Source organism: Bacteroides sp. RCH18, assembly GCF_058231005.1.
In genome coordinates, this window is the sequence record NZ_JBIPTC010000002.1 from 1503243 (window position 1) to 1515987 (window position 12745).

The following is a 12745-nucleotide window of genomic DNA, read 5'->3' on the forward strand; positions in this document are numbered from 1 at the left end:
ATGAAAGGTTTCTATACAATTTTATTACTCATTGTATCCAATGTCTTTATGACCTTTGCATGGTATGGTCATTTAAAAATGAAACAAGAGTATTCTTGGTTTGCTGCTCTTCCGTTGATAGGTGTGATTACCTTTAGTTGGGTTATTGCATTTTTTGAATATTCTTGTCAAATACCGGCGAATCGTATCGGCTTTGTCGGGAATGGTGGTCCATTCTCGCTGATGCAGTTGAAAGTGATTCAAGAGGTGATTACTTTGATTATATTTACTGTTTTTACCACTGTTTTTTTTAAGGGAGAAACATTACACTGGAACCATCTGGCAGCATTTGTTTGCCTGATTGCAGCTGTTTATTTTGTGTTTATGAAATAATTGTTTCAGCCACTCTGAAACAGAGGCTTCGTTTGGCTTCAACAGAGGTGCTGTTTTATATAAACGGAGGCTCTATTCGTATGAAATGGAGCCTCCGTTTATATGCTTATTTGCAAAGCATTTTTCTATTTGGCATCAGGCATATATCGTTTCATACCATCCGTATAGTAAGTCTTAAACTCTCCATTCTCGCCGCTATATATAAAGTAGGCATCGATCATAGGATTTGCTTTACAGAATTTTTCGGCTTCTTCCAGTCCCATTACCATGAAAGAGGTAGCCAAAGCATCAGCCGTCATACAGTCTTCGGCAATCACAGTAGAAGATAGGATACTGTGCTGTACCGGATAACCTGTTCTGGGGTCGATGGTATGAGCATACTTTTTGCCATCCTTATAATAATAGTTGCGGTAGTTTCCCGAAGTAGCCATACCTAAATCTGTCAGGTTGAGTACTACTTGTATATCTTGCTTAACAGCTAATGAGTCGTCGTACGGCTTGTTTATTCCGATACGCCACAGATCTCCTGTCGCATTTTTACCTTTTACTACTACTTCACCACCTATATCTACCATATAGTTTTTGATTCCTTTCCGATCGAGTAGACGGGCTATTACATCTACCGAATAGCCTTTTGCAACCGCACTGCAACTTAACATTACACGCGGATCTTGCTTGACTACCTTTCCGTTTTCCAGCTTCACTTTTTCGTAACCGGTAATCTGTAGCAGGCTGTCTATCATCAATGAATCAGGGAAAGCGCCTTTCTTAAAGCCAAATCCCCAAGCATTGGCAAGAGGGGCTATCGTTATGTCAAAAGCTCCTTTTGTTTCACGGGAGATTTCCATAGAACGGTTGAAGCAAGTTTGGAAAAAGCTGTCTGTCACCAACTCTTCGTTGCGATTGACGCGACTAATGACCGAACTGTCATTGAACGGTGAGAGAGACTGGTCGAAACGTTTTAATTCCGCTTCAATCTCCGGTTTCAGATCAGCGTCATGTTGATACGCGATCTTGTATACTGTCCCAAACACAAAACCACTGGCGGTATTAAACTCTGCTTTTTGGTTACGTCTGGCTAATATCCAGATCGTTGCCAAGATGAGGAAGGCCAGCCAAAGGAAACTCTTTTTTGTTTTCATACGTTTTTCTGTTTTTTTTATTAGAGGAACCAATGCTTATTATTGTAAGAACAGATGTTCTATCAATATTTTTAATCCGATAGCGACTAGAATGATGCCGCCCCATAATTCCGCCTTTAATTTCCGTGCACATCCACAACCACATTTGATACCGAAGTAAAGGCCAATGAGCGACATGACGAATGATACGAATCCGATGATAAGGATAGGAGAGAGGATTTCGGTATAGTTGTTGATTCCGAGCAGGGCAAAGGAGATGCCTATTGCCAGTGCATCGATACTTGTCGCTATCGCCATTGTGAATACGACTTTCGGACTTGCGGGGTTAAATGTCTGACGGCAGTCCTCGTCTTTAAAAGATTCAAGAATCATACGTCCGCCCAAGAAGGCAAGGATAGCGAAGGCGATCCAGTGGTCTACACTTTCTATCAGGTGGCTGAAAGTCTTTGCAAAAATCCATCCAATGAATGGCATCAGAGCCTGAAAAAGTCCGAACGCTAAAGCCATGACCAGCATCGGTCTCCATTGAGTACGTTTCAAAATAATACCGCTTGCAATTGAAACAGCGAAACAATCCATCGCTAAGCCTATTGCAAGCAGCCAAATCTCTAGTCCTGTCATTATTCTTTAAAGAGGTAATTTGTAAATAAGGGAATAGGTAATTCCCATGTTATTTGATTTAAATTTTCCGTAGCCGGGCACATACCAAGGGTTGGCGTATTCATTGGTCGAAGCATTTGTCTTATATTTCATGCGTACAGACCAGCCCATATTGAAATTCTTGTAAATGCGTACTTTGACACCTACCACTAATTCAAACCACTGCATAGACCCTTTCATTCCTAAATGACTGAAAGGAACGCTTCCTCCCCAGTAGTCGTCTTCCAGACTCGGATTTCCGATGCTTCCTCCCCAAATCGGATCGTCAACCGGCAGGGTTGACACATCATACTTGAATGAACTGAACGCATAGCGGAGACCTACATATAGATAGCTGTTTTTCTCCTTTTTCTTTGCCATCGTGTTATAGTCTACACCAATCCGGAAGAATGGGGCGGTCTTACTTTTGTAGTGTATTCCCGTTTCATTCCATGTATCTGTTCCTCCCATACCAAACTCGATAGTCGGGATAAACTTGTTTTTAAGGTTGACGCCTATGCTGACTTCGGAGCTCATGAAGTCGCCACCTAGCATTTTACTTCCGATGCCGTATATGTCCACACCGACATACGTCCCATTATAAAACGGGATGGTATCGACTACAGCCTCTTTCTTCTTCTGGTCTCTTTTCTGTACAGGACCCGGTCGTTGTTGTTGCTGTTGTGCAATTGACGGTAATCCAATACAAAAGAGGAGCAGCACACTACTCAATCGTAGGAGGCGTGCGGTCGCGATATCTATAGAATATTTCCAAATTCTGAATTTCATTTGTATTGGCTTCTTTGTTTGATGTATGAAGTGAGTCTATTTTTTCCTGATCTGCGGTTTTTCTCGGATTGCCGTATCTCGCACTGAGAATGTTTTGTTTCATCATATACCCACATTCCATTGACTGGAAATACGGAGTGTTTTGTTGTACAATAATTAATGTATCGACGTCATTCGGTTTACGGTCCGGATCGTAGCGGAAAATAAAAACAGTAGTATCGCTGGTATAGCGTAACGGTAACATCAGCGTATGTACTTTTTTCTGGTTGTTGAGAATGATTGAGTCTGTTCCCAATGCTGTAATTGTTAATGAGTCCAGTGTGTCATTTACCCTGAGATCGGTTATCTCGTCAATTGTGTACAATGTGCAGTACATCATGGGGCGTCCCGCCAGCGAACAATCATTTTCGTCCGAACACGAACTGCCGATGCTTATACCTGCACCAACAATTACTACTATTAAAAAGATACGAATTAAATTCTTCATAATCGGTTATTGGGCGTGAATTAAATTTTCTTTTCTATCTGATAATTGTTCCGTTCGGGGGCATTACGTGAGATCAGTTCTCCCAGGAATCCGGCAAGGAATAACTGTGTACCGATAATCATCGCTGTGAGCGATAGATAGAAATAAGGAGAATCGGTTACAAGCCGGTAGGGGAGACCGTTGTACATTGCGTGCAGTTTACTGACACCTACCATGATAACGGAGATCATTCCGATAAAGAACATAAGCGATCCTAATAATCCGAAGAAATGCATCGGCTTCACTCCGAATTTAGACAGGAACCAAAGAGAAATCAAATCCAGATATCCGTTGAAGAAACGGTTGAATCCGAATTTGGTAGAGCCATATTTACGTGCCTGGTGGTGCACTACCTTTTCACCTATCTTCTGGAATCCGGCATTCTTAGCAAGGTAGGGGATATAGCGGTGCATTTCGCCATATACTTCGATATTTTTCACGACATCTTTGCGATAGGCTTTCAGACCGCAGTTGAAGTCGTGCAGGTTTGGAATACCTGAAACTTTGCGTGCGGTAGCATTGAATAACTTTGTCGGCAGTGTCTTTGATAGCGGATCATATCTTTTTTGCTTCCATCCGGACACCAGATCGTATCCGTCTTCCGTAATCATCCGGTATAATTCCGGTATTTCGTCCGGGCTGTCCTGTAAGTCGGCATCCATTGTGATCACCACATCTCCTTGTGCTTCTGCAAATCCGCAGTAGAGTGCTGGCGATTTACCGTAATTGCGGCGGAACTTGATGCCTTTTACGCAGTCCGATTGGGCTTTGAGTTTTTCTATTACCTCCCATGAACGGTCTGTACTTCCGTCGTTAACGAAAATCACTTCGAATGAGAATCTGTTGGCTTTCATTACCCGTTCTATCCAAGCGTAGAGTTCGGGCAGTGACTCTTCTTCATTGAATAATGGGACTACAACTGATATATTCATTTTTAATAATTATGAATTACGAATTATGATTGGGCCGGGGTATTGTTTTCCGGTCGTGCTTTCTTCATTACCATCAATCCGGTAGGAATGGCCAGTAAACTTCCCCAGAATACGTCCCATGACAGGAGTTGCATGGTAATATTGATTGAAGTAAGTGAACGGGCAGTATCTATCGTTTCTTTTATTATCTCTTGATTTTCCATCAAAGCGGGGGTTTTAGTCATCAGTTCGTCCCATAACTGGATATAGGAGTTGATGATAAAGCCGTGATCAATGAATTGGAAATAGGCGTAGTGTGCAACGGCTACCAGCAGGGAAGCAAACATATACATGAATATGGTAAAGAGAACTGCATGAGAGAATTGGATACTTCCTCCACATATTTTGTCACGATACATCTTCACGTAGTGATAGCCAATGAATGGCACTGCCAACGTCAGGATTACAAATAATAGTGAAAGGAAAGGGATGTGAAATCCCAACGGAAATAAAATGAACTTCAATATCCAATAGATTCCCATATACGTGCCAAAGTGCATGGCATATTTCTGTAAATAGCTTCTGTTCTCTGTCATCTTCGTTAATAAATTGCGCACAAAGGTACAAATAATATCGGTTGGTAAAGGGAATATGGTTGTTAAAGTTAATAAAGCAGTAAAAGTTGGCACTCGAATATTTTTTTTGATTTTTAATTGCTTGAAACGTAGAGTATTACTTCCTTTTATGCAAAAAAGTTACCTACAGCTATTGCAGAATCCATAAAAATACCTACCTTTGCAACCGCAAAACGGGTAAGTCCTATACGGCCAGCTCCCTTCGAATCCTCCAGGGCTTGATCGCAGCAAAGGTAGTTGGTTGTAGCGGCGCGATATAGTAAGCTTACCCACCCGCCTCTTTAGCTCAGTTGGCCAGAGCACGTGATTTGTAATCTCGGGGTCGTTGGTTCGAATCCGACAAGAGGCTCAAAAAGAAAAAAGCATTCAGGTATTTTACTTGGATGCTTTTTCTTTTTTGCTTTTATGATCTCCTCCTGTATAATCTGATGAAAATTCCTAAGACAAACAGCATCATGAATAAAGTAATCCCGAATGCCCAGTAATTAATGACCCGTGACTCTGCGGTAAGTACATAATCACCAGCGAGAAGCCGGAAGCCGTCTATTTTCCAGATGACTACATTATCTTTCAGAACTTTGGCGTTAGAGGTGAGCAGTCTGCCCGGCAGTGTCAACTCAAATTGTATAGCATGATAGAAGACTTCGGCGATGTTGATTTTCTCTTCGCACAGGGCATCCATCATTTCTTTATTTGTTTTATAAAGGTCCGAAAAGTATTTCGTACTGCAAGCTTTATCAAACATACCGCAGACCTCCTCGATATCAGCGTCTCCCATACTGTCGCCTTTTTCTGACGAATGTTTCTTGTAGACAGAATCTTTCAATTCCTCCAGACACTGCAGGCAAGCGGTATCTCCTTGTAAAGAAGTGAAGTGGCGGATGACTTCCCAATTGATTTCATAGACACTGCGGTTATACCATTCTCCGAATTTAGCTTCGAGTTTATCCAGTTTATCATTCATTTCGATGCCGTTCATGCCTCTGAAGGCATCATCGTTTCCATGAAGCCAAATCATTTGCTCTTCCTTATTCAGATAATTGTCAAGAGGTACAGGACCTTTGTCCTGAAGTTCTTTGTAAGTGGCGGTATATATATAATAGGTATAGAACCATCTGAAACTCTTCTTTACCCGTTCCATAGGTATAGCCATGGCACTCAGATGCTCTTTACCTTTGGCAACAGTGAAGTATTCTCCATCTACTCCGGAGAGTTTTTGGCAGGCTTTTACATTCAGCTTTTCTTCTTCGCCCCAGAAGTTGAATTTAATTGTAGAGTCCAGATTTACTAATTGCCAGTTGGCATCCGGTTGAAACAGAAAAGGAGTATGTGTTTTATCTCCTGCGATGAAAGCGGAATCACCTTGTGCATAGATTTCCCTGTACAAACTTCCGTCCCTTTCAACCCGTGAAGTCATCCGATAATAGGTGCTGCAAGAAGTCATGCTAAGTAACAGTAGCATGGTTATTAAGAAATAGTTGGTTTTCATATTCTGTCTATTTTAATCGTTTTTCTTTGATGACTTGTAAGAATTGCATCTTCCGGGATTTCCGGTGTTGCATATATTGAGAGGATAGATAAGTGTTCTTTTCCAGCAGTCGCATTTCTTCCCAGTGGTCAGGTAATGGAATGCTGTTTGACCAGTTGTCATATTCATTTTGCATTTCTGTCCGGTGAGGGACAGCAGTGAAGCAAGTGTCATTGATGAATAGCAGGAGTAATAATGAGGCGGCAATGCCGGATGCCCATGCTCCTATAAGAAACTTTCTCCGTTTCCTTTCCGGTGAGATTCCGGATATTCTGTTGAGGATGGCTGCGGTCAGTTCCTCCGGATTCTCCAATATCGGCTGGTTACTTTTGATTTCAGTCAGCCATTTTGCGTACTGTTTATCTTCTTGTTTCATAAGGCGGGATCTATTTGATTCATTTTATTACGTATGTTCTTTCTGGCAAGGTACAAGGTACTTTTTATTTTTTCGGGCGATAATCCTGTGATAATCTGTACTTCTGCTACCTCTAACTCTTCGACATCCCGAAGCGTGAAAACGAGTTTCTGCTGGGGAGGCAGTTCGCCGGTATATCGCAATATCAGTTCTTTCAACTGCTTGTTGGAAAGGGATATCTCAATATTATCGTCAGAAGGAATATTGGCCGAATCGGAAAAGGCGGATTCATTATCCAGCGGAGAATGGCGTAACGAACGCAAACGGTCGTAACAGGTGTTACAGGTGATTTTGTAAAGCCAGGTTGACAGGCGGTTTTCCTGATTGTATGCTTTCAGGGATAACCATACTTTTACAAATGTTTCTTGTGTTATGTCCCTGGCTTCCTCTTCATCACAAAGTAAACGGAAAGCTAGTCGGAACACCAGTGGCTGGAATTCCGAAACCAGTAGGGCGAAGGCCCTTTTGTCGTCCTGCTGACTTCGGCTGACCAGTTCCTGTATTTTTTCCTGATTCATCATTATTTATTCCTGTTTACTATATGATACGTAGCAAAATGCTTCAGGTCGTTTGCAAGTCATCAAATATATAAAAAAATCCCCGGACAACACATTGCCCGGGGAAAGATATCTGAAAAGAGAATAAAGATTATTTGATTCTCTTATATCCGTATACAGCCAAGTCACCGAGTTCTTCTTCGATGCGGAGCAGTTGGTTATATTTAGCCATACGGTCCGAACGGCTTAATGAACCGGTCTTGATCTGTCCGCTGTTGGTAGCTACTGCGATGTCTGCAATCGTTGCGTCTTCCGTTTCGCCGGAGCGGTGAGAAGTGACAGTCGTATAGCCATGACGGTGAGCCATTTCGATAGCGTTCAGAGTTTCGGTCAGCGAACCGATTTGGTTAACCTTGATCAGGATAGAGTTTGCACACCCCTTCTCGATACCCATTGCGAGGAAGTCAACGTTCGTTACGAACAGGTCATCACCTACCAACTGGCAGCGGTCGCCGATACGTTCAGTCAGTTTCTTCCAGCCTTCCCAGTCGTTTTCGCTCATACCGTCTTCGATGGAGTCGATCGGGAATTTGTTGATCAGTTCTTCCAGGTAGTCGATCTGTTCTTCGGCAGTACGTTTCTTGCCTTTGGCACCTTCAAACTTGGCATAGTCGTAGATACCGTCATGGTAGAATTCGGAAGAAGCGCAGTCCATACCGATCATTACGTCTTTACCCGGTTCGTATCCGGCAGCTTTGATGGCTGCGATGATAGAGTTCAGAGCATCTTCCGTACCTTCGAGGTTAGGAGCGAAACCACCTTCATCGCCTACGGCAGTGCTGAGGCCACGATCTTTCAGTACTTTCTTCAAAGCATGGAATACTTCGGCACCCATTCTCAAACCTTCTCTGAATGAGGGTGCACCTACCGGACGAATCATGAATTCCTGGAATGCGATAGGAGCGTCACTGTGTGAACCGCCATTGATGATATTCATCATCGGTACAGGCATTACGTATGTATTTGTTCCGCCGATATAGCGATAGAGAGGGAGATCAAGATAGCTGGCTGCTGCTTTGGCTACAGCGAGAGATACGCCAAGAATAGCGTTAGCACCTAAATTGGACTTGGTTTTAGTACCGTCGAGTGCCAACATTGCGTAGTCGATTCCTCTTTGGTTGAGAGAAGACATACCGATCAGTTTCGGAGCAATGATCTTGTTTACATTGTCCACCGCCTTTTGTACGCCTTTGCCACCGTAACGTTGCTTGTCACCATCACGAAGTTCGAGTGCTTCATGTTCACCTGTGGAAGCACCTGACGGAACAGACGCACGTCCCATGATACCTGATTCCAATACTACGTCAACTTCTACTGTGGGGTTACCTCTTGAATCAAGAATTTCTCGAGCTACAATTTTTTCTATTTTCATCGTTTCTATTGTTTTGAATAATATTTTTGCAAAAGTACGGACTTGACAGAGAGTGGGAAATCACTATAAATAGGTATTCTTTCGAATCATATTCCCTAGATGTCATTAGTCCGGTCTTATTATATAACAATGTGACGATGCTTTTTGTTTGAATGCGGACGGATGAAATTGGCAGAATTCTAGTCCTCGATAATAACTCCCAACAACGGAAGCAAGTCCATGGCCTGCAAGGAAGTAATGACAGCTCCTTTCAGGTCGCTGATATTAAGTGTTATTCCGCCGATGCGTGAAGTACGCAGGTCGATTCCACGGAGCGGAGCATGAGAAAAGTCAGCTTCTACCAGATCACAACTGTCGAAGGCGACGGAAGAGAAACGGCAGTCATTGAAACTTCCGTTTCGGAAATGGCAGTGCGAGAAGCGTACCTGATTCATTTTGCTCATCGCCAGATTGATGTAAGAGGCATTACAGTCATGTAATAAAACATGATTCATGGTCGTCTCTGAAAGGTTGGTTCCCAGTAATTTGCAGGAAATGAACTCTACCCGGTAAAGGGAGCTTTCGGCAAAAGAAATGTTGGACAGGTCGCAGTTCTCGAACCGTATATCTACCAATTGAGAAGAACGGAATTTACATTCGCTGAATGTCTGATTCCGGAAAGTGCAGTTCTTGAAACTCTTGTAAGACTTGCTGATTCCCTCTTCTCTTCCTTTGCTGAATATGAGATTTGAGACGGTTTCCTCTTTTTCAAGCAGTTCTTGCAAGGTGCTTGTACTGACTTCCTGTTCCTCCATCATGGGAGGAACTACGCGGACGGGTTTGGCTGCATTTCTTTTGATCATACGATGTAGGTATGTTATGTTTATTGTTTTACAAGTGAAAATCCCAAGTACAGCATAATGAATCCTACAAACAAGCTGAGGCCTACATAGAGTGAGAGGTAGAAGAAATTATCGTCTTTGATTAACTGAAAGTTCTCATTCATGAAGGTTGAAAAGGTGGTGAATCCTCCACAGAATCCTACGGTGAGAAACATTCTCAGATTGGGGTTCATCAGATTTCCCCGTTCGAAGAGTCCGTAAAACAGGCCGATGGCGAAACAACCGAGTATATTGACCAGAAGTGTTCCCAAAGGGAAGGAAGGTGTCAGGAAACTCTGAACGTAACGCGAGATGAGATAACGCAGAACGCCTCCGGTAAAACTTCCCATACCGATAAAGAGTAAAGTCTTGAGCATAAGCTGACAATTTAAGAGTTATACATTCAAATTGTAGGGATCATCAGCTCCAAAGGGCGGTTAAAGGCTAATCCCATAGCCGGTGCAAAGATAGAAAAAAGATAAAACTATTTGCAGAAGGCTTCAAAATCTTTTTCAAATTGTTTGAACCCTCCGGTGTAAACCTTATCTATCCGTTCGGAAACAATGGATGAGTCATCTTTGTTTTGCAAGGAGAGTACAAAATCACGTAATATCTGCCGGGGAACTTTCTCGATCCAGAAAGTGACGAGTGCATGAGAGAGGATATAGGCGTATTGTTCGTCGGTTCTTTGCTGCTTCATAAATTCCTTTTGGCGGCTGTTGATAAAGGTGAGCAGATCAATGTCCCCCAACATATATATAGTGCGGATTCTTCCTTTTTCGTAATCGGTAAACGTGTGCTGAAGTCCTTTTTTATTGACTTTACAATGCTCAAAATATTCGGCAAGTCCCTCGTTGAACCATATCGGAGGACGTCCTGCCGTGATTTGCAAGGTGAGGTGATGGCTCAGTTCGTGATAGATGACGCCCAGACCTTGTTGGTATTCTTTTTCTCTGCTTAATATGATGGCCTTTTGTAATCTGGATATATACATTCCGTTTGTACTTTTGGGAGGATGTATATTGAATTTGTTCAGATAGACCAGCGCATCTTCCCTTTTGTTGAATACAGTCAATTGAAGATTAAGCGTATCGGGAAGTCCGAATTGTGTGTAAAATTCGACTTCATATTGGAGGGCCTGTTCGATCTTTCGGCGTTCTTTGTCCGTAAGCGGGTCGCCTTCATAAGAGATTCTTACAGTCTGCGCATGGAGCAGGTCGCAAAGGCAGATGAAACAGAGGATAAGATAAAATATACGCATATTGTTTCCCTTTATTTTGAGTATTTCTGCTTCTGAAATTTCTTTTTCTCACGTTTGCTCATTTCAAGCATGATCAGTTCATCATCTGTGGCGGATTTATAGGCTGTTTTCTCCTCCAGTTTTACATCCCCCTTGTCCGTACGGAATACAGGAGTAAAGTGTGAATATGGATAACCTAAGAAGCCGTTTGCATCGAATTTATTGTTATCAAGAAAAAAATAAGAGATGGATACTCCGAGTACTCCGGCTATCCCAATGGGTTGCCCGGTCATGACTTCTTCACCCGTCTGGATGAAGTTTTGACGCATCATAAGGTAAGCGGCAAAGGTATGGTCGGGGTGGTATATCAACAATTGCTGTGGCAGCACTGTCGCACAGGCGACTCCTCTGCGGGTTGCATAGACGGTGTCTCCTTCCTGAATTTGGAATATCATAGTTTTGGCAGATTCCTGAGGAGCGATCTGCCATTGTGTTTCTTCGCCGGTCTTTACAGGAAGTGCATAAGGAGTACTGATCTGAAAATCTTTGGGGAATTGACCGCGGAAGAACATATACCTGCTTGAAGTCTTGAAAGAATTGCTGGCATTGGAGCCTTTCTCTATTCTGAATACCGTGTTCTTTCCGGGGTTCAAATTGTATGAACGGTCATTTTCGCGGAAAAGGTAGTAACTGCACAGGTCTCCGTTGTAATAGTTTAATTCTGTTCCTCCTTCCGGAGTTTGCTCCCATTTCGATTCAATAATGCGCGGAGGCATTTCCATTAATTTTCGCAGAGACTGTGCGGAGGCATAAACGGTAGATAATGTTGTAAGAAGTACCAATGTCGTATATCTGAAGTGCTGTGTCATAATAGTAATATTAGATTATGTGTTATAAAGTAAGATATTTTGCTTGCAAATTTATCAATTATATGCTAATATCATAGCATACTTTGAACTTTTTTGTCTCTGGTATTCAGATTAGATGTAAATTTTAGGATAATTCAATCCGAACCCATGCGGATATTGTATTTTGAACTATATTGTATTCCTTGTCATTGGGCGGTTGTTAGTGTTTTATCTGACTGTCTTTTCTATGATATCCTGCTTATATTTGTATCTTTTCTACCTTTCATCTTTATCGTTCCACTAGAGTGAACAGGTCTGTTCACTCTAGTGATGAGAACTCTTCACAAGAGTGATGAGATCTGTGCACTGGAGTGGAACGATGGTAATATCCCTTCAAAAATACAGTATTAATAGATGATATACATACCCACATACTATATGTTATATACAAAGTAGCGGTAGGTTCCATGTTCTGTAAGGTTTGCCATAGTACAATGGATTATCGGCTTTGAGACGAATGAGAGATAACTGAAATATGAATGAGAGGTAGTCAAAAAGAAAGCTATTTGATGAGGAAATGATGAGAGATAACTATTTAAAAAGTATCTCTCATTCTGTATTGTGTTGATTGTCTATATATTAGTTGTCATAGGATGAGAGTATGAGATTAAAATATTTTTTTTATTTCTGAAGAGAGGCGGGAAAATAAAGAAAAATCCCGTTTGTCGGATGTGAAAAGGTGCTATATTGCTCCATGTAAGCACTATATTTTTTCTGTTGAAGTACTTTGGTATATGTTTCATTAACAGGTGCTTATCGGTGTTGAAACATTCGGAAACGCTATATTTTAATTATAATCCGAAGTGGCGCTTGCTATTCCTCACTACATTTGCCATATGATTATTAACTAA

15 protein-coding genes, 1 tRNA gene and 1 riboswitch are annotated in these 12745 nt (G+C 42.0%); of the genes, 2 read left to right on the forward strand and 14 right to left on the reverse strand.

Going from position 1 to position 12745, the window contains the following annotated elements; genetic code table 11:
• On the forward strand, positions 1-372 hold the full coding sequence (locus tag ACHLI0_RS21100; protein ID WP_008760318.1) for a DMT family protein: 372 nt from the start codon (positions 1-3) through the stop codon (positions 370-372).
• A gap of 125 nt (positions 373-497) precedes the next feature.
• Here ACHLI0_RS21100 and ACHLI0_RS21105 read toward each other — a convergent pair whose 3' ends face one another.
• From ACHLI0_RS21105 to ACHLI0_RS21130, 6 genes are read right to left on the reverse strand one after another with little or no spacing between them, the layout of a single operon-like run.
• On the reverse strand, positions 498-1514 hold the full coding sequence (locus tag ACHLI0_RS21105; protein ID WP_074857499.1) for an FAD:protein FMN transferase: 1017 nt from the start codon (positions 1512-1514) through the stop codon (positions 498-500).
• A gap of 39 nt (positions 1515-1553) precedes the next feature.
• On the reverse strand, positions 1554-2135 hold the full coding sequence (locus tag ACHLI0_RS21110) for a manganese efflux pump MntP (protein ID WP_490749970.1): 582 nt from the start codon (positions 2133-2135) through the stop codon (positions 1554-1556).
• A 6-nt stretch (positions 2136-2141) separates the two neighbouring features.
• Complete coding sequence (locus tag ACHLI0_RS21115) at positions 2142-2942, reverse strand: DUF6048 family protein (RefSeq protein ID WP_054959746.1); 801 nt, start codon at positions 2940-2942, stop codon at positions 2142-2144.
• Positions 2878-3429, reverse strand: a complete 552-nt coding sequence (locus ACHLI0_RS21120; RefSeq protein WP_490749971.1) for a DUF6452 family protein — start codon at positions 3427-3429, stop codon at positions 2878-2880. Before ACHLI0_RS21120 ends, ACHLI0_RS21115 begins: the two co-directional genes overlap by 65 nt.
• 20 nt (positions 3430-3449) lie before the next feature.
• A complete protein-coding gene (locus tag ACHLI0_RS21125; RefSeq protein ID WP_413590154.1) occupies positions 3450-4400 on the reverse strand; it encodes a glycosyltransferase family 2 protein in 951 nt (316 codons plus the stop codon).
• Positions 4401-4423: 23 nt separating this feature from the next.
• On the reverse strand, positions 4424-4975 hold the full coding sequence (locus ACHLI0_RS21130) for a DUF4199 domain-containing protein (protein WP_008760323.1): 552 nt from the start codon (positions 4973-4975) through the stop codon (positions 4424-4426).
• A 314-nt stretch (positions 4976-5289) separates the two neighbouring features.
• Between ACHLI0_RS21130 and ACHLI0_RS21135 the strand changes: the two genes are divergently transcribed.
• Positions 5290-5363 (forward strand) — tRNA-Thr (locus tag ACHLI0_RS21135).
• A gap of 54 nt (positions 5364-5417) precedes the next feature.
• Here ACHLI0_RS21135 and ACHLI0_RS21140 read toward each other — a convergent pair.
• The 8 genes from ACHLI0_RS21140 to ACHLI0_RS21175 form a co-directional block, all read right to left on the reverse strand.
• Positions 5418-6503 (reverse strand): hypothetical protein, encoded by a 1086-nt coding sequence (locus ACHLI0_RS21140; RefSeq protein ID WP_490749972.1) that lies wholly within the window; start codon positions 6501-6503, stop codon positions 5418-5420.
• A gap of 7 nt (positions 6504-6510) precedes the next feature.
• Positions 6511-6918, reverse strand: a complete 408-nt coding sequence (locus ACHLI0_RS21145; protein ID WP_055217130.1) for a hypothetical protein — start codon at positions 6916-6918, stop codon at positions 6511-6513.
• Positions 6915-7478 (reverse strand): RNA polymerase sigma factor, encoded by a 564-nt coding sequence (locus ACHLI0_RS21150; protein ID WP_055217131.1) that lies wholly within the window; start codon positions 7476-7478, stop codon positions 6915-6917. Before ACHLI0_RS21150 ends, ACHLI0_RS21145 begins: the two co-directional genes overlap by 4 nt.
• Positions 7479-7605: 127 nt before the next feature.
• Complete coding sequence (gene eno / locus ACHLI0_RS21155) at positions 7606-8886, reverse strand: phosphopyruvate hydratase (protein WP_055217132.1); 1281 nt, start codon at positions 8884-8886, stop codon at positions 7606-7608.
• Between the two features lie 179 nt (positions 8887-9065).
• Positions 9066-9728 (reverse strand): pentapeptide repeat-containing protein, encoded by a 663-nt coding sequence (locus tag ACHLI0_RS21160; protein WP_490749973.1) that lies wholly within the window; start codon positions 9726-9728, stop codon positions 9066-9068.
• A gap of 20 nt (positions 9729-9748) precedes the next feature.
• On the reverse strand, positions 9749-10123 hold the full coding sequence (gene crcB, locus ACHLI0_RS21165) for a fluoride efflux transporter CrcB (RefSeq protein ID WP_490749974.1): 375 nt from the start codon (positions 10121-10123) through the stop codon (positions 9749-9751).
• A gap of 27 nt (positions 10124-10150) precedes the next feature.
• A riboswitch (Fluoride riboswitch) is annotated at positions 10151-10213 on the reverse strand.
• A gap of 17 nt (positions 10214-10230) precedes the next feature.
• Positions 10231-11007, reverse strand: a complete 777-nt coding sequence (locus ACHLI0_RS21170; RefSeq protein WP_490749975.1) for a hypothetical protein — start codon at positions 11005-11007, stop codon at positions 10231-10233.
• Positions 11008-11018: 11 nt separating this feature from the next.
• Positions 11019-11855 carry a M23 family metallopeptidase gene (locus ACHLI0_RS21175; RefSeq protein ID WP_008764723.1) on the reverse strand — a complete coding sequence of 279 codons (837 nt, stop codon included), beginning with the start codon at positions 11853-11855 and terminating at the stop codon, positions 11019-11021.
• Positions 11856-12745 lie beyond the last annotated feature (890 nt).

What these genes read in the sequence shown, in the direction of transcription:
- ACHLI0_RS21125 (WP_413590154.1), bottom strand. Translation starts at nt 4,400, where the DNA reads ATGAATATATCAGTTGTAGTCCCATTATTCAATGAAGAAGAGTCACTG.
- ACHLI0_RS21105 (WP_074857499.1), bottom strand. Translation starts at nt 1,514, where the DNA reads ATGAAAACAAAAAAGAGTTTCCTTTGGCTGGCCTTCCTCATCTTGGCA.
- ACHLI0_RS21110 (WP_490749970.1), bottom strand. Translation starts at nt 2,135, where the DNA reads ATGACAGGACTAGAGATTTGGCTGCTTGCAATAGGCTTAGCGATGGAT.
- ACHLI0_RS21130 (WP_008760323.1), bottom strand. Translation starts at nt 4,975, where the DNA reads ATGACAGAGAACAGAAGCTATTTACAGAAATATGCCATGCACTTTGGC.
- ACHLI0_RS21100 (WP_008760318.1), top strand. Translation starts at nt 1, where the DNA reads ATGAAAGGTTTCTATACAATTTTATTACTCATTGTATCCAATGTCTTT.
- crcB (WP_490749974.1), bottom strand. Translation starts at nt 10,123, where the DNA reads ATGCTCAAGACTTTACTCTTTATCGGTATGGGAAGTTTTACCGGAGGC.
- ACHLI0_RS21140 (WP_490749972.1), bottom strand. Translation starts at nt 6,503, where the DNA reads ATGAAAACCAACTATTTCTTAATAACCATGCTACTGTTACTTAGCATG.
- ACHLI0_RS21145 (WP_055217130.1), bottom strand. Translation starts at nt 6,918, where the DNA reads ATGAAACAAGAAGATAAACAGTACGCAAAATGGCTGACTGAAATCAAA.
- ACHLI0_RS21120 (WP_490749971.1), bottom strand. Translation starts at nt 3,429, where the DNA reads ATGAAGAATTTAATTCGTATCTTTTTAATAGTAGTAATTGTTGGTGCA.
- ACHLI0_RS21115 (WP_054959746.1), bottom strand. Translation starts at nt 2,942, where the DNA reads ATGAAATTCAGAATTTGGAAATATTCTATAGATATCGCGACCGCACGC.
- ACHLI0_RS21160 (WP_490749973.1), bottom strand. Translation starts at nt 9,728, where the DNA reads ATGATCAAAAGAAATGCAGCCAAACCCGTCCGCGTAGTTCCTCCCATG.
- eno (WP_055217132.1), bottom strand. Translation starts at nt 8,886, where the DNA reads ATGAAAATAGAAAAAATTGTAGCTCGAGAAATTCTTGATTCAAGAGGT.
- ACHLI0_RS21175 (WP_008764723.1), bottom strand. Translation starts at nt 11,855, where the DNA reads ATGACACAGCACTTCAGATATACGACATTGGTACTTCTTACAACATTA.
- ACHLI0_RS21170 (WP_490749975.1), bottom strand. Translation starts at nt 11,007, where the DNA reads ATGCGTATATTTTATCTTATCCTCTGTTTCATCTGCCTTTGCGACCTG.
- ACHLI0_RS21150 (WP_055217131.1), bottom strand. Translation starts at nt 7,478, where the DNA reads ATGATGAATCAGGAAAAAATACAGGAACTGGTCAGCCGAAGTCAGCAG.